Genomic DNA, 21,376 nt, shown 5'->3' with positions numbered 1-21,376 from the left:
CGGCGTCGGTATGGTAGGTAGCGGCTTTATCGGGCACTTCCACGCCCGCAGCTGGCAGGGCGTTCGGGATGGGGATATCGTAGCCGTCACCTCCGCTACGGAGGCCTCCGCCCAAGCGCTGGCCCAAGCCTGCCGGGAACTGGGCGTCGGGGAGCCCGCCGTCTTCACCGATGTGCGGGAACTCGCCCGCCACCCTGAGGTGGAAGCGGTCTGGATCCTGGTCCCCAACTACGCTCGCCTGCCGGTCATCGAGGCGATCGTCGACGAGGTGAAGGCTGGGCGATCCAAGATCCGCGCCGTGGCCATTGAGAAGCCTCTGGCCCGGACGGTCCAGGAGGCCCGGCGCATCCTGGAGCTGGTGGAGAGCGCTGGTCTGCTCCACGGCTACCTCGAAAACCAAGTCTTTGCGCCCTCGGTGGTGCGAGGGAAGGAGATCCTCTGGCGTCGTGGGGCGGCCCTGGCCGGCGAGCCGTACCTGGCTCGGGCATCCGAAGAGCACAGCGGCCCCCACAAGGCCTGGTTCTGGCAGGGACACCTCCAGGGCGGCGGTGTGCTGAGCGACATGATGTGCCACTCGGTGGAGGCCACTCGGTACCTCCTCACTCCCCCGGATCGACCCGATTTCTTGCGCCCCGCAGCCATCACCGCGACCATCGCGAGCCTCAAGTGGAGCCAGCCCCGGTACGCCGAACTCCTCAAGGCGCAGTATGGTCCTGAGGTGGATTACACCAGGGCGCCTGCCGAGGACTACGCCTCGGTCGAGATCGTTTATGAGACGGCCGATGGCCGATTGGTCGTCGCGCAGGCCAACACTTCCTGGAGCTTCGTCGGGGCAGGCCTGCGGCTTACCTTCGAGCTCTTGGGACCGGAGTACTCCCTGATGATCAACACCCTCGATCCCGAGTCCAAGGTCTTCTTCAGCCGGAACGTGACGGGCCCCGCGGGCGAGGACCTGGTGGAGAAGCAGTCTGCGGAGCAAGGTCAGATGCCGTACTTGGGCGACGAGGCGGTCGTGTACGGCTACACCGACGAGAACCGGCACATGACGACCGCCTTCGCCGAAGGCCGCATGCCCCGGGAAACCCTGCACGACGGTCTCCTGGTGACCCAGCTCCTCATGGCCGCCTACCGCTCGGCTGAGTTGGGCCAGACCCTCCGCTTTTCCCCTGACAACGTGGAGGAATTTGTCCCCGCGGTAGGCCGGGGCGCGTGGGATCCGCGGTCGTTGATCGAGCGGGCGCACTAAGAGGCGGATGGAAAACAGGAGCGAGGAGAGGGGGACTCCCCTCTCCTCGCTTGCTACCGGCGAAGCCGCTGGAGCAGAAGCCGGACAAGGATGAGGACCGCGCCCGTAAGGATGAGAACGATGACCACGTCCTGGTAGTACCCCACCCACCTGGAGACCAGGGGCCACGAGGCCCCCAGGAGCGCGCCCACGGTGACCAAGGTGGTGTTCCAGATGAGGGTTCCGAGCGCGGTGTAGAGGGCGAAACGGGCCAGGCCCATGCGGATCAGCCCAGCTGGCACCGAGATGATGCTCCGCATAATGGGCACCATGCGGCAGAGGAAGACGGCGGTAGGGCCGTAACGCTCAAACCACCCTTCCGCTTGGAACACATGCTCGGGCTTGACGGAGAGGTACCGCCCGTACCGGGACGCGATCCAGAGGATCCGCTCCCGGCCGAACCAGGCCCCGACCAGATAGAGGGCGAAGGCCCCCAGAACGGAGCCCAGGGTGGCTGCGGCCACCATCCCCAGAATGGTGACCGAGCTCCGGGTGGTGAGGAACCCGGCGAAGGGGAGGATCACCTCGGACGGGATGGGCGGGAAGAGGTTCTCCAGCAAGACCAGAAGCGCCACTCCCGGGTACCCCCACTGCTCCATCACGCTCAACGCCCAGTCCAAGCCATCCATCCTCCCCGTCCTGGTCCACGCCGGCCACACTCGGGGTACCTTCGGACTGAAGGGGGATGAATCCTCCAGGGGGGCGCCCCACGGCGAGGCCCATTCGCCCCGCCTCCGACCGGCGCTCACTAATGTGTGAAACCCGTCACACCTCCGTTTTGGAAGGATTTTTGGGACATCAGCCGAATGGAACCCAACCATCGTGCCGGATTCGAAGCAGAGAACGGACTCGGGCGGGCCATCGTGCCGGCCCGCCCCGTAAGGAGCCACGTCATGCCTTGGGAGGAGCTTACGCCGTCCCTTTTTCAGGGAATCCTCATGGGGAGTCTCTTCGTCCTGATGGCGGTCGGGCTCACCCTCACCTACGCCGTGAGCCGGGTGATCAACTTTGCTCACGGGGAGCTGGTCACCCTGGGCGCGTACGCCGCCGCCCTGGCCGTCAACCTGAGCGGGCTGAGCCTGCTCCCCGCCCTCGTCCTCGGGGCCGCAGCCGGAGCCCTCGCCGCCCTCACCCTCGATGAGCTCATCTACAAACCCCTGATGGCCCGGCGGGCCTCGCCCCTCTACCTGCTGGTCGCCTCCATTGGCGCCTCCATCATCCTCCGGCACCTCATCTACCTGGCGGCCGACGCCGGCGGCTGGCTCAACATCAAAGCCCGGGTGATGGTGGATCTGGTCGGCTTCGTCGGCTACGCCGCGGTGACCAGCCTCCACCTCCAGGTCGTGCCGGCCGCTCTGGGCCTTTCTCTGCTGCTCCACCTTTTTCTCACCCGGAGCCGCACGGGCAAGGCCATGCGAGCCCTGGCCGAAAACCCTGACCTGGCCCGGGCATCGGCCATCCCCGTCGCCCGCCTCCGGCGCCTCGCATGGCTGATCGCGGGCGCCATGGCCGGGCTGGGCGGGGGGTTCTGGGCGGTTTACGCCAACATCCAGCCCGCCCTGGGCGCGCTCCTCTTCCTGCGGCTGGCGGCCGCCTCCATCCTCGGCGGCCTGACCAACGTCTACGCCACCATCCTGGGCGGGTACGTGGTGGGTCTGGGGGAGAACGTGGGCATCACCCTGGCCAACGCCTGGGCCGGCGTGCCGTTGGAGTTCCGCACCCTGATCACTTTTGCCATGGTGGTGCTGGTCCTGCTCTTCCGACCCTCGGGTCTAGGAGACCTCTTTACCCCAGGGAGGTCGCGCCGGTGGATCTGACGCCCCTCGTCGTCTCCTTTGTCACCTTCTTTGGGATCTACCTGATCCTGGCCCTGAGCATGAACCTGGAGTACGGCCTGACGGGGCTGCCCAACTTCGGCAAGGTCTTCTTCTACTCGGTGGGGGCCTACACCAGCGCCTTTGTCGTCTCCCGCCTCATGCTGGCCCTGGGCGGGGCCAGCCTGGTGCCCTGGTCGGCGGAGGCGGCCGTCTTCCGGGAAGAGCTGGCCCGCTCGGAGCCGTGGCTCGCCATCGGGCTCTTCCTGCTCTGTCTGGTCCTCGCGGCCCTCGTGGGCGCCGCCTTGGGTTCCCTGCTCTCCTCCCCGGCCCTCCGGGTGCAGGATGTCTACCTGGCCCTGATCCTCCTGGTGGTGGCTGAGATCGCCCGGGTGTACGTCCGGGCGACGGAAGGGTTCATCGGGGGGCCCCACGGCCTGGGCGGCATCCCCAACCCCTTCCGCTTCATCGAAGGAGCGGGACCCCGGGGCTTGGCCTACGCCGGCCTGGTCCTGGCTCTGGCAGCGGGCGCATACGTCCTGGTGGAGCGGATCACCCACTCCCCCTTCGGGCGGCTGATGAAGGCGGTCCGGGATGACGAGCTGGCGGCCCAGGTCCTGGGGAAGCGGACCCATTGGGTGAAGGCCCAGGTGATGGCCGTGGGATCGGCCCTGGCGGCGGTGGCCGGCGTCTTGTACGCCTTCTTCACCGAGTTCGTCGGCACCGAAGACTTCGACAGCCAGCTCACCTTCACCGTCCTCCTCATGGTGATCCTGGGCGGGGCGGGCAACCACCGGGGCGTGGTCGCGGGCACCCTCATCATGACCGCCATCGACCGCTTCACCCGCCCCTCCTTCCTAGCCCTCTTGGGCCTGCAGCTGCCGGTGGACATCAACTACGCCCGCCACGCGCTGATCGGCGTGCTCCTAGTGCTTCTGATCTTGTACCGGCCGCAAGGGCTGGTCCCCGAAGGCCGGGTCCGGACCGCCGCCCGGGAGGAGGTGCGCCACCTCGGTGTCTCTTCTTGAACCAGTGCCGCTGCTTGAAGTGGAAGGGCTCACCAAGCGGTTCGGCGGCATCACGGCCGTGGACGGCCTCACCTTCACCGTGGCCGAGGGGGAGTGGGTGGGCCTCATCGGTCCCAACGGGAGCGGCAAGAGCACCCTCTTCTCCCTGCTCTCGGGGGTGGAACGGCCCGACGGAGGCCAAATCCGGTTCGCTGGCCGGTCACTGGTCGGGTTGCCGCCGCACCAGATCGCCCGCCTCGGTCTGGTCCGGGGCTTCCAGATCCCCCGGCTCTTCAGCAGCATGGATGGGCTCGAGAACATGCTGGTGGCTGAGAAGGACCACCCTGGGGAAGGGCTGGCCGCGGCCCTGGCGCCCGGCCCTTTCGTGGAGGCCGAGCGCCAGGCGGCCCGGCGGGCGGCCTGGTGGCTCACGGCCTTCGGGCTCGCCGGGCAGGCCCCGCTCCTGGCCTCGGAGCTCTCCGGCGGCCAGATGAAGCTCTTGGAGACGGCCCGGGCCCTGATGGGCCAGCCCCGCCTGCTCCTCCTGGATGAACCGGCCGCGGGGGTGGCGCCCGCCCTGGCCCAGGGGATCTTCCAGAAGCTCCGCCGCCTGCGGGAGGAGCAGGGAATCACCCTGCTTACCATCGAGCACCGGCTCGACCTCCTCTTCGATCACGTGGACCGGGTGCTCGTCCTCCACCAGGGCCGCCTCCTGGCCGATGGCCCGCCGGGCGCCATCGCCGAAGAACCCCGGGTGCTGGAGGCCTACTTTGGCACCGCCCACTGGGGCCCGCGCCGGGAGGGAGCCCACCCATGACCCCACTCCGGCAAGCCCCACCGGCTCCCCGGCTCCGGGTCCACCAGATGACGGCCGGTTACGGGAAGGCGGTCATCGTCCAGCAGGTCTCCCTCCACGTGGACCCCGGCGAGGTGGTGGCTGTCTTGGGCCCCAACGGCAGCGGCAAGAGCACGTTGGTCAAAGGGATCTGCGGGCTCGCGGACCGTTTCGGCGGCCAGGTCTTCCTCGACGATCGAGACGTGACGGGGTTGGCGCTCGAAGGGCTGGCCCGAACCGGCATCGGGTACGTGCCCCAGCGGGAGAACGTTTTCCCCGGCTTAACGGTGGAGGAGAACCTGGAGATGGCCACCTTCGTCCAGGCCGGCTGGCGCCGGGCCCAGATCCGGGAGGCCATCGACCGGAGCTACCAGCGCTTCCCCCGGCTGGCCGAACGGCGGCGCCAACCCGCCGGCACCTTGAGCGGGGGCGAGCGCCAGATGCTGGCCATGGCCCGGGCCCTCGTGGGCCAGCCCCGCCTTCTTCTGCTCGATGAGCCGACGGCCGCCCTCAGCGTCAGCGTGGCCAATCACCTCTTCCAGATGATCCGGCAGATCGGTGCCGAGGGGGTCGCGGTCCTCCTCGTGGAGCAGAACGTGGCCGGGGCCCTGGAGGTAAGTGACCGGGCCTACGTGCTGGTCAACGGGGAGGTGGTGGCCCAGGGGCCAGCCAGCGAGATCACCCAGCATGGGGAGGTGGTGAACCGGGTTTTCGGACGCTCCCAGCGCTTCTAGAGCTGTCGTCTCCCAGTTCGCCCTTGGCCGCTCTGGCTGGCTTCGCTGTCTCTGAGGTCCGTCCCATACTTCTGAAAGGAGGCGTTCCTGTGCGGTTGCGGATCTTGGCTCTTACCCTTGGGCTCCTGCTGGCTACCGTTGGCGCTGCTTGGGCTCAGACCACCACCTACCCCATCGGGGTGCTCATCCCCCTGACGGGCGGCGGAGCCGCGGAAGGGCCTTTCCTCCGGGACGCGGCCACCATGGCTGTTGAAGAGATCCACGCCCTACTCGAGAGGGTCGGCTCGCCCGTCCGCTTCCGGCTGATCATTGAGGATACGGGCACGTCGCCTGAGGGTGGTTTGGTTGCCTTGGAGAGCCTGGCTGCCGCGGGGGTCCAGATCGTCATCGGGCCCTGGTCCAGCGGGGCCGCTTCGGGCCTGCGGGCCTTCGCCAACGCCAACCAGATCCTGGTGATCAGCCCGTCGTCCACCAGCCCCGCCCTGGCCATCCCCGACGACTTCCTCTACCGGCTGGTGACGCCCGACACCCTCCAGGGGCGCGCGGTGGCCGCCCTCTTGGAGCGGGACGGCTTCGAGCAGGTGCTCATCTTCCACCGCGGTGATTCTTATGGGGCCGGCATGGCCCAGGCCTTGAAGGAAGCCTTCGAAGCGGCCGGGAACCGGGCTGAGCTGCTGGCCTACGATCCCGACCAGGGAGACTACGCGGCCGAGGTGAACGAGCTGGCCCGGAGGCTCCGCCAGCTGGGCGTGGAGCAGACGGCGGTGATGCTCGTTGCCTTCCAGCCCGACGGGTTGAACATCCTGGGCCACGCCCGTCTCAACCCCACTCTCCGGCAGGCGCGCTGGTATGGGAGCAAGGATGCCTTCTCACCCACGTTCTTCCCGCCCCACGCGCCCCTCGAGATCGGAGCCTTCATGGCCCAGGTACAGATGAAGGGCTTCTTCCCCACCCCGCCGGCCAACCCGGTGCGGGCCACGTTCGAGCAGAAGTACCGGGAGCGGTACGGCCAGGAACCGAGCCCATGGGCCCTGTACATGTACGACGCCGCCTGGCTCGCGGCCCTCACCACCCTGGTGGTGGGTGAGTACGACGGGGCCCGGGCCCGGGACGCCTTCCCGGAGGTGGCCCGCCTCTTCCTCGGGGCCAGCGGCCACAAGCTCCTGGACGGGAACGGCGACGCGGCCGTGGGCGTGTACGATGCCATGGTGGCCCGGGAGGTGGACGGCACCTACGCCCCGGTGACCTTCGGCCAGTGGGAGAGCGGGACAGGGACCCTCCAGATCTTCAATCCCTGAAGGCCTGCCGCGGCCGACAGAACCCGAGGCGGCCACCGGACGGTGGCCGCCTCGTCTGGTGGCGTGGGTGCTGGTCCACCGTCTCCCCCTGACCCCTCAAGCTTCGAGCCTCACCCCAAGCTCCCGCAAGGCTTGGTCCAGGAGACGCCGGCTTTGGGTCAGGCGCTCCTGCTCCTGGTCCATCCGGCCCGCCAGATCGGTGAAGGCCGCCTCCAGCTCCGTGGCCAGCTCGCGCACCGCCTGCCGCCCGGGCCCGCCGGGCGTGGCCCGCTCCAGCACCCGGAAGGGGTTGAGGGCCTCCCGGAGGCGGGCCTCCAGTTCCTCGGGGGCCGCCTCCAAGGCGTGCCCCGTGACGGCCTGACACGCTTCCTGGAGATCGGCCGCGCGCCACGCGCTTGGCGTCTTACCGCTCTTCACCAGCCGGCTCACGACGCTGTGGGCCTGCCGGAAGGGGAGGCCCAGGGCCGTGAGGGTGTCGGCCACCTGGGTGGTGGTGACGTACTGGCCGATCATCTCCGCCTCCGCAGGCACCCGGCCCACCCGCAAGACGGCGATCAGCTCGCCCAGGAGCTGGTAGAAGCGCTGCGCGATGGCCAGGCTCTCCCGCACGTTCAGCTGCACATCGGTGGTGCCAATGTCCGTGTCCTCGTAGAAGGAGTCCTGGCTCTTGACCAGGACGGCGGTGGCCAGGCCCACCGCGTCGCCTGCGAGGGCCACCAGGTGCTCCAACACCACCGGGTTCCGCTTCTGGGGCATGATGCTGCTCACCTGGACGAAGGCGTCGGGGAGGGTGAGCCAGCCCTTGTCCACCCCCAACCAGTCCAGGAGGGTCCGGCAGAAGCGGGCGCCGCCGCTGAGGGCAGTGGCCACCCCACCGGCCACCAGGCCGAAGTGGTCCGCGCCGGCCACACTTTCGTAGGTGCTGTGCACCAGGCCGGAGAAGCCCAGAAGCTCCGCCACCCGGTTCCGGTCGATGGGGAAGTCGGTGCCGGCGAAGGCGCAGGCGCCCAGCGGGGAGCGGTTGATCACCGGGAGGACCCCCGCCAGCGTTCGGGCCTGGGTCAGGAGGGCCTCCCCGTAGCCCGCCAAGACGTGGCCCACGGTGGTGGGCTGGGCGGGCTGGCGGTGGGTGTAGCCCACAATCACCACGTCGCTCATGGCGTGGGCCTGGCGGGCCAGGGCGACGCCGGTGCGGGCCATAGTCTGGATGAGATGGATCAAGTCCGTCCGGAGGAGCATCCGGAAGACCGCAGCATCCAGGTCGTTCCGGCTCCGGGCTCGCTGGAGATCGGCGGCCACCTCGGGCCCCACCTCGTGGGCCAGGGCCCGCTCGATCCAGAAGTAGATGTCCTCCACGTCAGGGGTGTAGGCCAACGTCTCGGCTTGGACCGCCCGGAGCCCGACCAGCGCCTGGCAGAGGCGGCGGGCTTGCGCCTCGTCCAAGATCCCCCTCTCGGCCAGCATGACCACATGGGCCAAGCTTGCCTCCACCATGGGATGGAAGAGCCACCGGCCCAGCCGCTCAAAGGTCGGTTTCAAATGGTGCTCCTGGTATGGCGTGAGCGCCAAGGCTGCAACCTCCCCCAGCCTGCACCTGAGGTCTCCCAGGGCCCAGCCACCGGAGGCTGGGCCAGCAAAGGCCTCCGGGGCCCCGCAGCCGGGGAGGCCTTCGACAGACGCCCGCTCCCCGAAGGGACGCCAGCGGACCCCGGAGCCCCTCTTCTTTTCCTCATGGACCGGGGCAAGGCCTGCGAGCAGGGCGCGGCCAAAGCAGGCTCCAGGACCGCCCCTGGAGCCTCGCCACGCGCTCAGAGTCAACCCCACGCCCCCCGCCCGCTTACTCGGTCACCAGCGGGATGGGCTCACCTTCCGGCACGTGTTTCAGGGCGATGGAGTTGATGCAGTAGCGCAGGCCTGTGGGCGGCGGCCCATCAGGGAAGACGTGGCCCAAATGGCTTTCGCAGCGGGCGCAGCGGACCTCGGTCCGGATCATGCCGAAGGACCGGTCCTCATGCTCGGTGAGAGCATCCTCCGAGATGGGCCGGGTGAAGGACGGCCACCCTGTGCCCGACTCGAACTTCTCCCCCGAACGGAAAAGGGGGTTCCCGCAGGCTCGGCACACATAAGTGCCTGGCTCGTTGGTGCCCACGAAACAGCCCTCCCAGGGCGGTTCCGTCCCGTGCTGGCGGAGCACCCGGTACTCTTCCGGCGTCAGCCGCTTCCGCCACTCCTCCTCACTCAGGAGAAACTTCTCTGGCATGGCGCATCCCCCGTCTCATGTGGACCTGGTGGTATTATGACGCCTTCTCCCGTCGGGGGCATCGGGAGCGGTCTCAAAGCATCAGGGACATCCTAGGCAGGGCCTCTCCCAGGGCACTCTATTAAGGAAGCGGCCTCAAGACGGGAGGAGACCCGGTGGGCGTCGGGTTTGGCTTCGTCTCCATCTGCCTGAGCGAGTGGCGCTGCTCCCCCGCAGGCCACGTGACGGTCAAGAGCCTCGAGGGCCTGGAGCGGGAGGGACAGATCGAGCGGATCCGGGCCACGTCCCGGCGGAACCTGGAGAACACCTTGCGCATCATCCATTTCCTCCGGGCGCACCAGATCCCCCTTTACCGGATGAGCGCGCAGTTGATCCCCCTGGCCACCCACCCGGCAACCGACGGCTGGTCCTGGTGGGAAGACCCGGAGCTGCTCCCCTTGATGGCCGAGATCGGCCAGCGGGTGGCCGAGGCCGGCGTCCGCATCAGCTCCCACCTCCCCGAGGTGTGCGTCCTCACCGCCTCGGATCCGGCCAAGCTCCAGTGGGTCCACCGGTACCTGGCGTACCATCGCCGCCTCTTCGAGGCGATGGGGCTGGGCCCCCAGGCGAAGATCCTCCTCCACCTGGGCGGCGCCGGGCGCCACCGGGAGCGGGCCTTGGAGCAGGCCGCAACCACCATCCGGAGTCTGGACCCGTGGGCCCGGGAGCGCCTCTGCCTGGAGAACGACGACAAGACCTTTTCAGCCGCGGAGGTCCTCCGGCTCTGCCAAGACCTCCAGCTCCCCATGGTCTTCGATTACCACCACCACGTGTGCCGGAACGACGGGGAGGACTTCCGGGAGCTCCTGCCCCAGATCTTCGCCACCTGGCACGACCGGCCGCCCAAGATCCACCTCTCGTCGCCCCGAAGCGAGGGCCAGCCCCGGGCTCATGCCGATTACGTCGATCCCGAGTTCGTCCGGCCGGTGGTCGCCTATGCCCGCACCTTGGGAGACTTCGACATCATGGTGGAGGCCAAGAAGAAGGACCTGGCCATGTTCCGGCTCCAGCAGGACCTGGCGGAGCTCCTCCGCTGAAGGCCGGCGGCGCGCCAAAGCCAGCAGCCCCAGGGAGAACCCCTGGGGCCGCTGGGCGCGTTGGTGCGATGGTGGTGCCTTCTTGACTCACGCGCGCGCCGCGTTCCGGCCGGCGATGCGCCCGTCGACCAAGCACCGGGTGAGGGAACCTCCGCCCACGTAGTCGCCGAGGAAGTAGCCGCCCACGCACTCGCCCGCCGCGTAGAGCCCGCCGATGGGCTTGCCGTCCGCATCCAGCGCCTGGCGCCGGAGGTTGATGCGGATGCCGCCGAAGGTGAGGGTGATGCCCGGCCCCAGCGGGTACAGGGCGTAGAAGGGAGGCTTCTCGATCCGGACGGCGTGGGCCGCCTTGGGCGGATCGGCCGCCAGCGCCTGCCCGTTCTGGACGGCGGCGTTGAAGGAGGTGACCGTCTCCTTCAGGGCGTCGGCCGGGACGTTGATCTTGGCCGCCAGCTCATCAAGGGTGTTGGCCTTGATGATCTCGATGCCCAGGCGATCGAAATTGCTGATGACCGCCTGGCCCTCGGGCATGTCGGCCACCGCCTGGTCGAAGACCAGGGCCACCTGGAGGCCCGGCTGGTTCATGGCCGCCTTCCCGTGAGCCACGTAGCCCAGGGACTCATCGACATACCGCCGCCCCAGCCGGTTGATCCCCAGCGCGTAGGGGACCACCTGGAAGGGGTTGGCCGACGCGGTGTTCTTCGGGTGGACCGCGGCGATGTGGAGGGTGTCGACGCCGCCCATCTGGATCAGCTGGGCGCCCACATTGGCCGCCATGATGTGCCCGTCGCCCGTCGCCCACTTGATCCCCCGGACCATGCTCTCGTCAGCGTCGGGCCCAACCCACTGCTCCAGCATCTGCCCGTTGCCGGCGAAGCCGCCCGTGGCGATGACCGTCGCCTTGGCCCGGAAGTCCACCAGGCCCTTGGAGGTCTTGGCCCGCACGCCCACCACGTTGCCCGAGGCGTCCACGAGGAGCTCCTGAGCCTTGGTCTGGAAGAAGGTCTCCGCGCCCAGGTTCTCGGCCGCCTTCAGCATCGTGTCGAGCAGCTTGGGCATCCCCTGGTAGCTGGCGGGGGCCGCCGTGTAGCCGAGGACACGGTAAGGTGCCATGGGAGACGGCTCAAGGAACTCGACGCCGTGGCTCTTCAGCCACTCGATGTCGTCGAGGATGTTGTCAGCCAGGGTCTCGATCAGGTCCGCATCGGTGCGGTAGTCGCCCTTGACCAGGAAGTCCTCGATGAACTGGGCCTTGGCCTCGGCGGTGCGGGCCTCGGGGGCCGCGAAGATCCCACCGGCAAGACGGCTGTTCCCACCGAAGAGGGGCTTGAGCTGCTTCTCCAGGATGGCCACCCGGGCACCCTGCTCGCCAGCCTGGACGGCCGCGGCCAGGCCAGCCATGCCCGTTCCGATGACAATCACGTCAAACTCTCGGGTCGGGGGCAGCTCACCCACGAAGGCCGCATCCACCACACGGGCCGGGATCCCAGCCACGCTCAGGGCGACCCCGGTCGCCGCCGCGTAGCGCAGGAAGTCGCGACGGCTCAGACTTTTCGTGCTATCAGCTTGTGGCACCTCACCATGCCTCCTCACTTACGGAATCTGGTACCCGAAGTCGTGGCACTCCAGGCAGAAGTCATAGGACGGCTCGTGCACGTGGTGGCAGAAGGTGCACTCCAGGCCAGGGAAATGGGAGTCATGCGGGTTGGGCTTGTCGGGCCACTCCACCTGGGCCAGGTCCTCCATGGTCCCATGGCACGACTCGCATGTTCCGGCCTCGGGCTCGCCTGGCGGGCCATCGGGCATGTTGGTATGGCAGTCAGCACAGTCAATTCCGCGGAGCTCGTGGAGGTGGCTGAGGGGGATGGATCCGGCCAGGTTGAGATCAGGGTCCGAATCGGGATGGCAGGAGGCGCAGTCGTCCCACGACATGCCGGCGGTTGGCGGGTGGTTCGGGGAAAGGACCGCTTCCCCTTCGTGACAGCTGGCACAGTCGCTGATGGCGGGCGCGGCCTGACTAAGCACGCCACTCCCCCAAACACCCAGCATCAAAGCGAAGACCAGGATAAGGCCACGGCCGGCTCTTCTCATAGCCCACACCACCTTTGGCACGACTCCAGATCTGTGATTGTGATGATAATCACAAGATCGGCTCCAGGTTATCACAGGGACCAGGATGTGTCTAGTAGCCCAGTAACGTGCAGACTGATCCGGTTATTCCCAGGATCGGAACGAAGGCGACATCCCGGCAGGAGTCCACCCGAGTGGCGAGAATTGCTGGTTTTGGCTTCTCTAACCGTCTGGGGAGAACGATCCCTCCCGCCATTCAGACCAGCGGACCCATCGGTCGCGTGTCAGGTGCCGTCCGGCCACGAAAGGATGGTCCCATGGATCCCAGTGTGGTTCTGACACTCACCTTGATCTCGGTGATCCTCATCCTGGGTATCGTCTCCACCAAGCTGGCCAGCCGCATCGGAGTTCCCGCGCTGGTCCTTTTCATCGGCGCCGGGATGCTCTTGGGCCGGGAGGGCCTGGGGCTGGTCACCTTTGAGGACGCCGTCTTGGCCCAACTGATCGCCACCGCGGCGTTGGTGATCATCCTCTTCGAAGGCGGCCTCCAGACCGACTGGTCCAAGCTGAGACCGGTGGCCCTGCCCGCCGGGGTGCTGGCCACCCTGGGCGTCATCATCACCGCCGGGATCACCGGGCTCCTCACCTGGCAGATCCTGGGGGTGGCCCTGCCCGTCGCCATGCTCTTTGCGGCCATTGTGGGCTCAACGGACGCGGCGGCCATCTTCGCGGTCTTGCGGGAGCGGGAGATCCTCCAGCGGCTCAAGGTGACGGTGGAGGCCGAATCGGGGCTCAACGACCCGATGGCTCTCTTCCTCACCCAGGTTTTCCTCACCTGGGTGCAGACGTCATCCCTCTCCGTCAGCCAATCCCTGGTGCTGATGGTCTGGCAGCTGGGGGTTGGGTTGGTGATCGGCCTGGCCATGGGGAGGCTGGTCCCCTGGATCCTCACCCGGATCCGCTTTGACTCGGGCGGGCTCTACCCCCTCCTCCTGTTGGCCAGCGCCTTCGTCACTTTCGCCGTCGCCTCGTGGATCGAGGCGAGCGGGATCGTGGCCGTCTACGTCTTCGGCATCGCCATCAACGGGGCGGACATCCCCTACCGGCAGAGCGTGGTCCGGTTCCACGAGGGCCTGGCGGCGCTCTCCCAGATGGTGATGTTCACCCTGTTGGGGCTTCTGGTCCGGCCCAGCCACATGGCCGCGCTGGTGGGTCCCGGGATTCTGATCACCCTCGGGCTCATGTTCGTCTCCCGCCCGGTGGCCGTCTTCCTCTGCACCCTGGGGATGGGCTTCAACTGGCGGGAGTTTCTCCTCCTGGCCTGGGCGGGCCTCAAAGGGGCGGTGCCCATCATCCTGGCCACCTTCCCCCTGGTGGCCGGCATCCCCCAGCAAGACCTGATCTTCCACCTGGTCTTCTTCGTGGTCCTCACCTCGGCCCTCATCCAGGGCTCCACCATCTCCCCGCTGGCCAAGTGGCTCGGCCTGGTGGAGGGTGTCTCCAGGCCCAAGGCGGTCTCCCTGGAGCTGGTGGCGGTGGAAGAGTGTGATACCGACCTGATCGAGGTGGAGATCACTCCGGGAGCCGAGGTCCAAGGCAAGCTCCTCTCCGAGCTGGACCTGCCGCCCACCGTGGCCGTCAGCGCCATCGTGCGCCACAAGCAGGTGGTCACCCCCCGAGGGAACACCCGGATCGAGCCGGGCGACGTCCTCTTCATCCTGGCCGGCAAAGGCTCCCGGGAACGGGTGTTGGACGTCTTCACCGGCGAGGGCCACCCCACCCCAGCGTCAGCCACCTAGTGGGCCGCGCAACAAGCTGGCCGCCCCCGGCGTCAGCCGGAGGAGCAGGCAGACCACGGCCCAGAGGACGACCACGCTCCAGTCGGCGGCCGTCACCCGCTCCGGCGCGCGGTGGGGCTTGGCCGGATCGTACCCGCGCGCCTGGGCGGCGGCCGCGATCTCGTCCACGTGGCGGAGCGCCCCGCTCACCACCGTGGTGAGGAAGCGTTGGGGCGCCTCCCAGCGGTAGGCCCTCCAGCCGCCCCGCATCCGGAGAGCATGCCACGCATCGGTGGCCGAGGCCAAGACCGACGGCAGGAAGTGGAAGGCCACCCCCAGGGTGAAACCGAACCCCTGCAGCCCCAGCCGCTCGAAGAGGGCGGACCATTGCTGGAGGGAGAGCCCCGCCACGATGGTGGTCACCCCCAGCCAGAGGACGATGGTCCGCCCCAGCATGGTCAGGCCCAGCTCAAGCCCCGCCGGCGCGAGGGCGAGCCTCCCCCACTGCCAGGTTCGAGGCCCGCCCCACAGGCTCAGGGGAATGACCAGGAAGGCCGCGAAGAGGAGGAACCAGCGACTCCGCAGGCCTCTGAGCGCCGCCCGGTCGACCCAGGCCACCCACACGACCGTGGCCGCCACCAATAACCAGACGGTGGCCAGATCCGCGCCCAGCACCGCCCCGGCCAGGAGCACCAGGGGGCCCAACCGGCCCACGGTTCCCACCCTCGTCCGGCTAGGGCTGGGCATGCTGGATCCCGCCCCGTCGGACCACCCGCTCCGCGGTCTGCCAGGCGATCAGCCCGGCGACCGCGCCCACAGCCATGTGGAAGGCGACCAGAACCCCCACGATGACCAAGGCCGCTTCCGCTGGCAACCCCAGAAGGGCCATGCCGTCTTCCAAGAGCCAGCCCCAGACCGTCAGAATGCCCCGGCCGGCCAAGAGCCCTTGAGTGACAAAGGGGTGGACCAGCGGCCAGAGGGTGCCGCAGGCGCCGGCCACCACGTAGCTCCCACGAGCCCGGCCCCGGGTGAGGGCCAGCGCGGTCTCGACAATGAGCGCCTCGGCCAGGATGCCGATCATGGGCATGAGCACGTTGCCGCCGATGCTGGCCGCCTTCAGAAGGGCGGCCACCAGGCCGATCTGCACCACCGAACCCCGCCTCCGGGTGAACCGGTAGCCGACCAGGGCCACGGCGATGCCCACACCGGCCAGGAAGAGGCCCGAGAAGGGCACGTCAAGGGCATGAAGGGCCGACCCCAAGGAGAGCTCCAGCGCGCCCCAGAGGGCTCCGAAGATGGCGATCAGGACCAGATGCCGCAGGTTGGTCATGGTCAGTCCACTCCTTCCTCACCCGGTGGCGGTCCTTCCACCAGGCGATCCCCGTGGATGTGGAGCCGGCGTCCCGGCCAGCCCCCGATCAGCCGCTCGTCGTGACTGATCACCAAGAGGGCGGCCCCCAGCTCCTTGTTCAGCCGTTCCATCATGCGGACCAAGGCGGCCAGGTGGCCGTCGTCCTGGCCGGCCGTCGGCTCATCGAGAATGAAGAGCGGCTCCTCCGGACCCGTACCCGCCGCCGCCACCAAGGCGGCTAGAGCCAGGCGCCGCTGCTCGCCCGTGGAGAGGGAGCCCACCGGCTGGGCCTCCCGACCCGCCAGACCCGCGTCCTGAAGGAGGCGCTGCACCAGGTCCCCCCGCCCGGCCCGCCGCCCCCGATGGGCCCGGAGGGCCAGGACCAGCTCCTCGCCAACGGTCTCGCCGAAGAGCTGGTCGGCAGGATCCTGGAAGAGGAGGAGGGGCCGGGTGGATCGGTGGAGGCGGCCACTCGCTGGGCGTTCCAGCCCGGCCAGAACCCGCGCCAGGGTGCTCTTGCCGGAACCGTTCTCCCCCGTCAGGAGGATGAGCTCCCCCGCCCGGATCTCCAGGTGAACCTCCCGCAGGAGCACCCGCCGGGGGGCACCCCGCACCCACGTGGGGCGGGAGGCGATGGTCCCGCCCTCCAGGCGGAGGAGGAGGCGTCCCCCGGTTCCTTGGCAGGCCGGGGGGGTCAACAGGGGCGCTGGGAGGCCCCACGGATCCAAAGCCTTCGCACCGGCGGGTGGCGACGTTACGCGCCTTGTCCCCAGCCCGGGCCCGCAGGTGTTCCCTTGGCCTGCTCCCCTGGGCTGCTGGTCCACCGGGGGCGCCGCCGCCAGCCGCCCGCCCGCCAGGTGGAGGCACCGCTGGGCGAAAGGAATCCAGGCCCGGGTCCGGTGCTCAATGACGACCACGGCCAAACCGTCCTCCCCGTTGAGGCGGGCAAGGGCCTCCATCAGGGACGCCCGGCCCGCCCGGTCCAAGTGGGCCGTGGGCTCGTCCAGGATCAACGCCCGGGGGCGCATGGCAAGCACCGCAGCCAGGGCCAGGCGCTGGAGCTCACCCCCTGAGAGGGTGCGGGGGTTCCGGCCTTCAAACCCTTCGAGCCCCAGAGCGCGCAGGGCCCACTGGGCCCGGGCTTCAGCCTCGGCTGTGTCCAGGCCCAAGTTCAGAGGGCCGAAGAGGAGCTCATCCCAGACAGTGAAGTTGAAGAGCTGGGAAGCCGGGCGCTGAAAGACCAGGGCCAGGTGCTGGGCCGTCTCCCAGAGGGGCTGCTCCGCTGGGTCTTGGCCGTAGACCTGCACCTCTCCCTGCCGCTGGCCAGGAAAGGCCTGGGGGATCATGCCGGTCAGGGTCCGCGCCAGGGTGGTCTTCCCCCCGCCCGAGGGCCCCGTGAGGAGGAGGCGCTCCCCTGGGCCGATGGTGAGGTTCACCCCCTCAAGAAGGCGGGTCTCCCCCACCCGCACCCCAACCCCCGCGGCCCACACGGGCAGGAGCGCCGCTGGCAGCCCTGCCCTTCCGACCCTCGGTCCGGCAGGCAACGGGATCCTCGTCCCCGCAGCAGCCAGGGGTGGCATCACAGCCCCACCACCTCGGACGGTGCCGCCCCGCGGGCCAGGACCGCCTGGAGGAGGCCCTGCCAGGCTGCCGGCGACCGGGGCACCCTCACCACCTGGGGTTGGGGTGCCACCGAAGGAGGGGCGGCTTGGGTAAGGGCCTGTGCCTGGACCAGGGCTTGCAGTAACGCCCCGTCGTACCCCTCCCGGACGGTGACCACTGCTTGCCCGAAGCCGCCCTGGGCGAGGAGCTTGAAGGCCTCGGGCCAGCCCCGCCCGTGATCCAGCTCAAGCCGGCCGATCTCGTCGATGATCAAGAGGTCGCAGGGCACCGCGGCGGCCAGGGCCTCTCGCCCCGCCGCCAGGCCGGCTTCCTCCATGGCCCAGCGGGTGCCAGTCCAGGCGCCGAGGAGGCTCTGGCGGCCCGTCCGGAGATTGGTCACCACCAACCGCCCAGCGGCCGGACCACCCCAGGGCGCAGCCGGACCCGCCGTGACTCGAGCCGGCGGCCCCTCCTTGGTGGTGACGATCCCAGCCACGTCCAAGCCCGCCTCGACACCGGCGCGGGCCAGCTCCCGGCAGAAGGTGCTCTTACCGCTCTCTTTGGGCCCTGTCACGACCACGATGGCAGGCGAAACCATCCGTCCCCCGGCAGGGTCTGAAAGGCGATGACAGGGATGAGGCCGGAGACTGAAAAGCCGGCTCCCCTCTTGAGCCGGCGACGCATCAACCATGTTGGCGTCTCCTTTCCAAGCACGGGGAGGCAGGGGTGTTTCCATCCCTACCCTTGACCGCCGCAGGGGCGGCCCCTCGGATCGTTTCCGAGGTACGGCCTCAGGCCTTGGCGCCGACGGGGCGCGGTAGGTCCTTGAGGCTCGGAGACCGATCGGTTGTCAGGACCGGGTGTCCACACCCATCCAGGTCCGGGACGGTCATCCCGGGACCGGGTCAGTTCTTGGACTGGGACTCGTCGGCAGGCTCCTGGCCCGCAAGCGCCTCCTTGAACTCACGGATGCTCTTCCCCACCGCCTGACCCACCTGGGGCAACTTGCCCGGCCCGAAGATGATCAGGGCGATGAGTGCGATGAGCACCAGCTCCATGGGACCAATGCGGCCCATCTTCCTTCCTCCTCTCTTCCGTCACAGCCCGGCCGACGCCCTCAAGAGATCCTGGGGCGTCCTGGGGCGGCCCCGCCAGATGGCCCGGGGTTGGCCGTCGAGAACCTGCTCAGGGGTGCCCGCCTCCAGGCGGAGCGCGTCCTGGTAGCAGAGCCTCGCACACAGGCCGCAGGTGGTGCAGGCCTGGGCGTTGAAGAGCAACGCCACCTCCTCCGCCTCCCGGCAGGCCTGTAGGGCCCCCGTGGGGCAGAAGTAGGCGCACATGCCGCACCCTGTACACCGCTCCGAAACGATCACGTCGGGGAACAGGGCGTGCCGGCCCCTTCCCGCGGGCCGGCCCAAACCCTCGAGGAAGCTAATCCACCGCCGGTGCCCGTCGGGCACCCTCTGGGGCAAACCCTGACTCTCCGGGCTGGCCGGCTCTGGGGCTTCCTCCAGCGTCACGCCCCGACGGGCCAGCTCCTCCTGGACGTTGGGACCTCGGCTCGCCCAGAGCCAGGCCAGACCCCGGCGGGACGCGCTGGCGGGGGTAGGGGGTGGTTCCGTCTGGAGGGTGACCCGCTCGGCGCGGCCCCAGGCCTCCAAGGCCCCATTCACCCGGGCGACGGTCTGGGCCGCCAGGGGGTAGGCCGCCCGGTAGGAGCACCGCTGGCAACGGCTCACCAGGAGCCAGACTTCCCTTGCCCCGAAGGCGATGGCAGCGACCAACTCCCAGGGAGCCACCGCGCCGAGGCACGGCACCTCCACCAGATCGGCCCGCCGTCGGAGGCTCCGGTCTCCCCTCAGGTGGACCGGACACGCCAGGAGGAGCGCGCCCCCTTCCCGGACCGCCTGACTGATCCGGGCCAGCCGCTCCTGCCAAGCGGTCGCCTGGACCTCCAGAGCCCCGCTGGGACAGGCCACCCCACAGACGCCGCATTGGGAGCAGTCGTAGGGCTCCGCCCGCAGCTTGGGCGACCAGCGGAGGGCGCCGGTGGGACAGGCGTCCGCGCAAGCCCTGCACCCCGCCCGCTGGTGGCGGAGGTTGAGGCACTGGGAGGGGCGGACCCGCACGGTAGACCCTTCCAGGCGGGCCAGCGCTTCCGCGTGTTCCTCGAAGACCGGCAGCGGCACCGTGGCGTCCTCCTCAGAGATCCACCTCGGGATCGAAGGCGGCCGGCCGGGTAAGGGCCACCTTCACCTCCCGCAGGCGGAGGCCCTCATCATCGGCCTCCATCACCTTGGTGGAGATGGCCAGCTCCACATCCAGGTGCTCCAGATGGCGGATGGCGGCCGCGGGAAACTCGACGTACCCCAGCTCGGAGTCGATGGTGAAGCTCTCGCCAGCCTGGCGGAGGGCTTCCACCACCGGTCCCACCTCGTCCCCGAAGGCCTTGGCCGACTTGAAGAAGTAGTCCTGGGCCGAAAACACGTGGTGCGCGGGCGGCTCGACGATGGCGTTCTGCCGGAAGAGCTGGCCCGTGTGCTTGTTCTCGAGAGAACAGTAGTGCACTCCAAGGTTCAGCTCCCGCTCCAGCGCGAAGGCGACCAGGTCCAGGCAGACCTCCTCGCTGCCCGCCACCGGCAGGCCCCCGGCGTACCAGTAGTTGTAGAGAACCCGGTAGGGTTGGGCTTTCAGCCTGTACCCCCGCCGGCGGAAGGCCTCCCCGTTGACCAGCGGATAGCAGAACTCCAGGAGGTTGATGCCGTCCACACCCATCTGGTCCAAGGCCAGCAGGATCTCCGTCATGCGCTGGTAGGCGTCGGGGAAGACGGGCATCTCCACCATGACCACCGGCAAGAAGCGCCGGGCCAGGGCAAGCCGCTCCAGGGTCCGCTCCTGGGCGGACACGCTGTCGGAGAGGCGGATGCTGACGCGGATCTCGTCCAAGCCCGCGTCCCGCAAGCGCTCCAAAATCGCGCCGTCCAAGTGATCGCCTGAGGTATACAGCCGCAGGTACGCCTTCGGATAAAGCTCCCGGGCCTTGGCGAAGAAGGCGATGGTCTCTTCAGGGTGGAGGAGCGGCTCGCCGCCGGTCAGGGCCACGTGGTCCAACTCCAGGCCCGCCTGGTGGATCGCCTCCAGCTCCGCCACCCCATCCCGGTTCTGCTCCAGGAAGTGCTCGTAGCCCTCCTGGTTGGGGTTAAAGCAGTAAAAGCACTGCCGGTGACACCGGAGGGAGGTGAAGAAGGTGGCGCTCCCCACCCCCGTCTGGCAGGCCAGGCAGGCAGGGGAGATCCAACGGCTATAGACGCTCCGCGCGCCGTTCCGGACCACCGCCCCCTGGGCCCTCAGCTCGGCCAGCCGCCGGCCTAGGGCAGGGCCTAGCCCGGGCAGGCGCAGGTCCCGGGGCAGATCCTGCACGGCCTCAGGTGAGAAAGCCCCGTTGGGCTGGACCTCCTCGAACTCCAGGCCGAGCTGGCGGACCTGTTCCCGGAACCCCTCCTCGATCTCAACGTATTGGGCCGCGTACGCGCGGAAGGCGGGATTTCGGATGGTCGAGAGGTTGGTCCGATCGATGTCGATGAGCATCAAGGTCCCCCTTCCGCGCGTGCGGCAGACTTCACGCGATGGCCTCGGCCTTGGGCTTGATGGTGATGGCCGGGCGGGTGATGGCCGGATCGGGCATGCCCTTCACCCAGTCGGTGCCGCCGTGCTTCTTCCGGAGCTCGTCGATGTCACCGAACTCGATGGCCCGCATGGGGCAGGAATCGACGCAGACCGGATTGAGGCCCTGGTCCACCAGGTCCGCACAGCCGTCGCACTTGCCCACGCGTCCTTCGGCCTCGATGTACTGCGGAACCCCGTAGGGGCAGGACCACACGCAGTACCGGCAGCCGATGCAGGCATCTTGGTTGAGGACGACCAGGCCGTCATCCCGCTTGACCATGGCACCCGTCGGGCAGTTGGCCACGCACTTGGGATCCTCGCAGTGGTTGCACGCCATGGAGAGGTGGTAGACCCACGGGTTGGGAAACTTCCCGCCCTCGAAGGTGTAGACCCGCCGGAAGATGGCCCCAACCTCCAGGTTGTTCTTGTCTTTGCAGGCGATCTGGCAGGTCTTGCAGGCGATGCACGACGTCATATCCACGAAGAATCCGAGCTGACCCATGCTTCACCCTCCCCCTAGAGCACGATCCTCTGCGGCCACTCGACGTCCGGCTTCAAGGGCTCTCCGTGCCACTTCTCAACCTGGACGATGACCGAGTT

Annotated in this window: 20 protein-coding genes, 1 pseudogene and 1 riboswitch; of the genes and pseudogenes, 8 read left to right on the top strand and 13 right to left on the bottom strand. The window is 68.8% G+C overall.

Annotated features, from left to right (window positions below; translation table 11 throughout):
- Nucleotides 1-10: 10 nt before the first annotated feature.
- Entirely contained in the window at nucleotides 11-1,246 is a 1,236-nt protein-coding gene (locus tag FWJ67_RS08830) for a Gfo/Idh/MocA family protein (protein ID WP_414482412.1), read from the top strand.
- 53 nt (nucleotides 1,247-1,299) lie between these two features.
- Here the strand turns inward: FWJ67_RS08830 and FWJ67_RS08825 are convergent, their stop codons facing one another.
- Nucleotides 1,300-1,905, bottom strand: a complete 606-nt coding sequence (locus tag FWJ67_RS08825) for a DedA family protein (RefSeq protein ID WP_414482710.1) — start codon at nucleotides 1,903-1,905, stop codon at nucleotides 1,300-1,302.
- A 273-nt stretch (nucleotides 1,906-2,178) separates the two neighbouring features.
- Here FWJ67_RS08825 and FWJ67_RS08820 point away from each other — a divergent pair, with 273 nt between their 5' ends.
- The 5 genes and pseudogenes from FWJ67_RS08820 (at nucleotide 2,179) to FWJ67_RS08800 (ending at nucleotide 6,973) form a co-directional block, all read left to right on the top strand.
- Complete coding sequence (locus tag FWJ67_RS08820) at nucleotides 2,179-3,102, top strand: branched-chain amino acid ABC transporter permease (protein WP_304172546.1); 924 nt, start codon at nucleotides 2,179-2,181, stop codon at nucleotides 3,100-3,102.
- Entirely contained in the window at nucleotides 3,093-4,127 is a 1,035-nt protein-coding gene (locus FWJ67_RS08815; protein ID WP_414482409.1) for a branched-chain amino acid ABC transporter permease, read from the top strand. The genes FWJ67_RS08820 and FWJ67_RS08815 overlap by 10 nt, the downstream gene beginning before the upstream one ends.
- Entirely contained in the window at nucleotides 4,114-4,923 is an 810-nt protein-coding gene (locus tag FWJ67_RS08810; protein WP_414482709.1) for an ABC transporter ATP-binding protein, read from the top strand. The genes FWJ67_RS08815 and FWJ67_RS08810 overlap by 14 nt, the downstream gene beginning before the upstream one ends.
- Nucleotides 4,920-5,444, top strand: a pseudogene (locus tag FWJ67_RS08805) (ABC transporter ATP-binding protein); the annotation flags it as partial. The gene FWJ67_RS08810 and the pseudogene FWJ67_RS08805, both read left to right, overlap by 4 nt.
- 320 nt (nucleotides 5,445-5,764) lie before the next feature.
- Nucleotides 5,765-6,973, top strand: a complete 1,209-nt coding sequence (locus FWJ67_RS08800; RefSeq protein WP_414482708.1) for an ABC transporter substrate-binding protein — start codon at nucleotides 5,765-5,767, stop codon at nucleotides 6,971-6,973.
- A gap of 96 nt (nucleotides 6,974-7,069) precedes the next feature.
- Here the strand turns inward: FWJ67_RS08800 and FWJ67_RS08795 are convergent, their stop codons facing one another.
- Together FWJ67_RS08795 and msrB are read right to left on the bottom strand one after the other, a co-directional pair.
- The gene (locus tag FWJ67_RS08795) at nucleotides 7,070-8,542 is read right to left on the bottom strand and encodes an argininosuccinate lyase (protein ID WP_304173316.1); all 1,473 of its coding nucleotides are present in this window, start codon (nucleotides 8,540-8,542) and stop codon (nucleotides 7,070-7,072) included.
- A gap of 268 nt (nucleotides 8,543-8,810) precedes the next feature.
- Complete coding sequence (msrB, locus tag FWJ67_RS08790; protein ID WP_304173314.1) at nucleotides 8,811-9,233, bottom strand: peptide-methionine (R)-S-oxide reductase MsrB; 423 nt, start codon at nucleotides 9,231-9,233, stop codon at nucleotides 8,811-8,813.
- Nucleotides 9,234-9,388: 155 nt separating this feature from the next.
- Between msrB and uvsE the strand changes: the two genes are divergently transcribed.
- Nucleotides 9,389-10,309: a UV DNA damage repair endonuclease UvsE gene (uvsE, locus tag FWJ67_RS08785; protein WP_414482306.1), complete on the top strand. Its 921-nt coding sequence runs from the start codon at nucleotides 9,389-9,391 to the stop codon at nucleotides 10,307-10,309.
- 87 nt (nucleotides 10,310-10,396) lie between these two features.
- Here uvsE and FWJ67_RS08780 read toward each other — a convergent pair whose 3' ends face one another.
- Entirely contained in the window at nucleotides 10,397-11,884 is a 1,488-nt protein-coding gene (locus FWJ67_RS08780; protein WP_414482305.1) for an FAD-dependent oxidoreductase, read from the bottom strand.
- 18 nt (nucleotides 11,885-11,902) lie between these two features.
- Nucleotides 11,903-12,334 (bottom strand): cytochrome c3 family protein, encoded by a 432-nt coding sequence (locus tag FWJ67_RS08775; protein ID WP_304173310.1) that lies wholly within the window; start codon nucleotides 12,332-12,334, stop codon nucleotides 11,903-11,905.
- Between the two features lie 362 nt (nucleotides 12,335-12,696).
- Between FWJ67_RS08775 and FWJ67_RS08770 the strand changes: the two genes are divergently transcribed.
- Entirely contained in the window at nucleotides 12,697-14,178 is a 1,482-nt protein-coding gene (locus FWJ67_RS08770; RefSeq protein WP_304173309.1) for a potassium/proton antiporter, read from the top strand.
- On the opposite strand, the gene FWJ67_RS08765 is transcribed toward FWJ67_RS08770, so the two are convergent.
- The 8 genes from FWJ67_RS08765 to FWJ67_RS08730 all read right to left on the bottom strand — a co-directional run bounded on the left by FWJ67_RS08765 (nucleotide 14,167) and on the right by FWJ67_RS08730 (nucleotide 21,278).
- Nucleotides 14,167-14,871, bottom strand: coding sequence for an energy-coupling factor transporter transmembrane component T (locus FWJ67_RS08765; RefSeq protein WP_414482707.1), 705 nt, complete (start codon nucleotides 14,869-14,871; stop codon nucleotides 14,167-14,169). The genes FWJ67_RS08770 and FWJ67_RS08765 overlap by 12 nt on opposite strands.
- A gap of 19 nt (nucleotides 14,872-14,890) precedes the next feature.
- A complete protein-coding gene (locus tag FWJ67_RS08760) occupies nucleotides 14,891-15,487 on the bottom strand; it encodes a hypothetical protein (protein WP_304173307.1) in 597 nt (198 codons plus the stop codon).
- A gap of 2 nt (nucleotides 15,488-15,489) precedes the next feature.
- Nucleotides 15,490-16,977: an ABC transporter ATP-binding protein gene (locus FWJ67_RS08755; protein WP_414482303.1), complete on the bottom strand. Its 1,488-nt coding sequence runs from the start codon at nucleotides 16,975-16,977 to the stop codon at nucleotides 15,490-15,492.
- A 110-nt stretch (nucleotides 16,978-17,087) separates the two neighbouring features.
- The gene (locus FWJ67_RS08750; RefSeq protein ID WP_414482706.1) at nucleotides 17,088-17,708 is read right to left on the bottom strand and encodes a hypothetical protein; all 621 of its coding nucleotides are present in this window, start codon (nucleotides 17,706-17,708) and stop codon (nucleotides 17,088-17,090) included.
- Nucleotides 17,709-17,793: 85 nt separating this feature from the next.
- A riboswitch (molybdenum cofactor riboswitch) is annotated at nucleotides 17,794-17,960 on the bottom strand.
- Nucleotides 17,961-18,015: 55 nt separating this feature from the next.
- Nucleotides 18,016-18,186: a twin-arginine translocase TatA/TatE family subunit gene (locus FWJ67_RS08745; protein ID WP_304173301.1), complete on the bottom strand. Its 171-nt coding sequence runs from the start codon at nucleotides 18,184-18,186 to the stop codon at nucleotides 18,016-18,018.
- Nucleotides 18,187-18,207: 21 nt separating this feature from the next.
- On the bottom strand, nucleotides 18,208-19,299 hold the full coding sequence (locus FWJ67_RS08740) for an ATP-binding protein (protein WP_304173299.1): 1,092 nt from the start codon (nucleotides 19,297-19,299) through the stop codon (nucleotides 18,208-18,210).
- A 13-nt stretch (nucleotides 19,300-19,312) separates the two neighbouring features.
- Nucleotides 19,313-20,698: a radical SAM protein gene (locus tag FWJ67_RS08735; RefSeq protein ID WP_304173296.1), complete on the bottom strand. Its 1,386-nt coding sequence runs from the start codon at nucleotides 20,696-20,698 to the stop codon at nucleotides 19,313-19,315.
- Between the two features lie 31 nt (nucleotides 20,699-20,729).
- Nucleotides 20,730-21,278 (bottom strand): DMSO/selenate family reductase complex B subunit, encoded by a 549-nt coding sequence (locus FWJ67_RS08730; protein ID WP_304173294.1) that lies wholly within the window; start codon nucleotides 21,276-21,278, stop codon nucleotides 20,730-20,732.
- Between the last annotated feature and the right edge of the window lie 98 nt (nucleotides 21,279-21,376).

This window comes from Limnochorda sp. (assembly GCF_047459355.1).
Classification (GTDB): domain Bacteria; phylum Bacillota; class Limnochordia; order Limnochordales; family Limnochordaceae; genus Limnochorda.
The sequence above is the reverse complement of the archived record's forward strand: the minus strand, read 5'-3'. Positions and strand labels throughout refer to the sequence as shown.

Bases quoted from the DNA above. Each gene is read 5' to 3' on its own strand.
- FWJ67_RS08770 (WP_304173309.1), top strand. From the start codon at position 12,697: ATGGATCCCAGTGTGGTTCTGACACTCACCTTGATCTCGGTGATCCTC.
- FWJ67_RS08745 (WP_304173301.1), bottom strand. From the start codon at position 18,186: ATGGGCCGCATTGGTCCCATGGAGCTGGTGCTCATCGCACTCATCGCC.
- FWJ67_RS08730 (WP_304173294.1), bottom strand. From the start codon at position 21,278: ATGGGTCAGCTCGGATTCTTCGTGGATATGACGTCGTGCATCGCCTGC.
- FWJ67_RS08735 (WP_304173296.1), bottom strand. From the start codon at position 20,698: ATGCTCATCGACATCGATCGGACCAACCTCTCGACCATCCGAAATCCC.
- FWJ67_RS08830 (WP_414482412.1), top strand. From the start codon at position 11: ATGGTAGGTAGCGGCTTTATCGGGCACTTCCACGCCCGCAGCTGGCAG.
- FWJ67_RS08760 (WP_304173307.1), bottom strand. From the start codon at position 15,487: ATGACCAACCTGCGGCATCTGGTCCTGATCGCCATCTTCGGAGCCCTC.
- msrB (WP_304173314.1), bottom strand. From the start codon at position 9,233: ATGCCAGAGAAGTTTCTCCTGAGTGAGGAGGAGTGGCGGAAGCGGCTG.
- FWJ67_RS08820 (WP_304172546.1), top strand. From the start codon at position 2,179: ATGCCTTGGGAGGAGCTTACGCCGTCCCTTTTTCAGGGAATCCTCATG.
- FWJ67_RS08750 (WP_414482706.1), bottom strand. From the start codon at position 17,708: ATGGTTTCGCCTGCCATCGTGGTCGTGACAGGGCCCAAAGAGAGCGGT.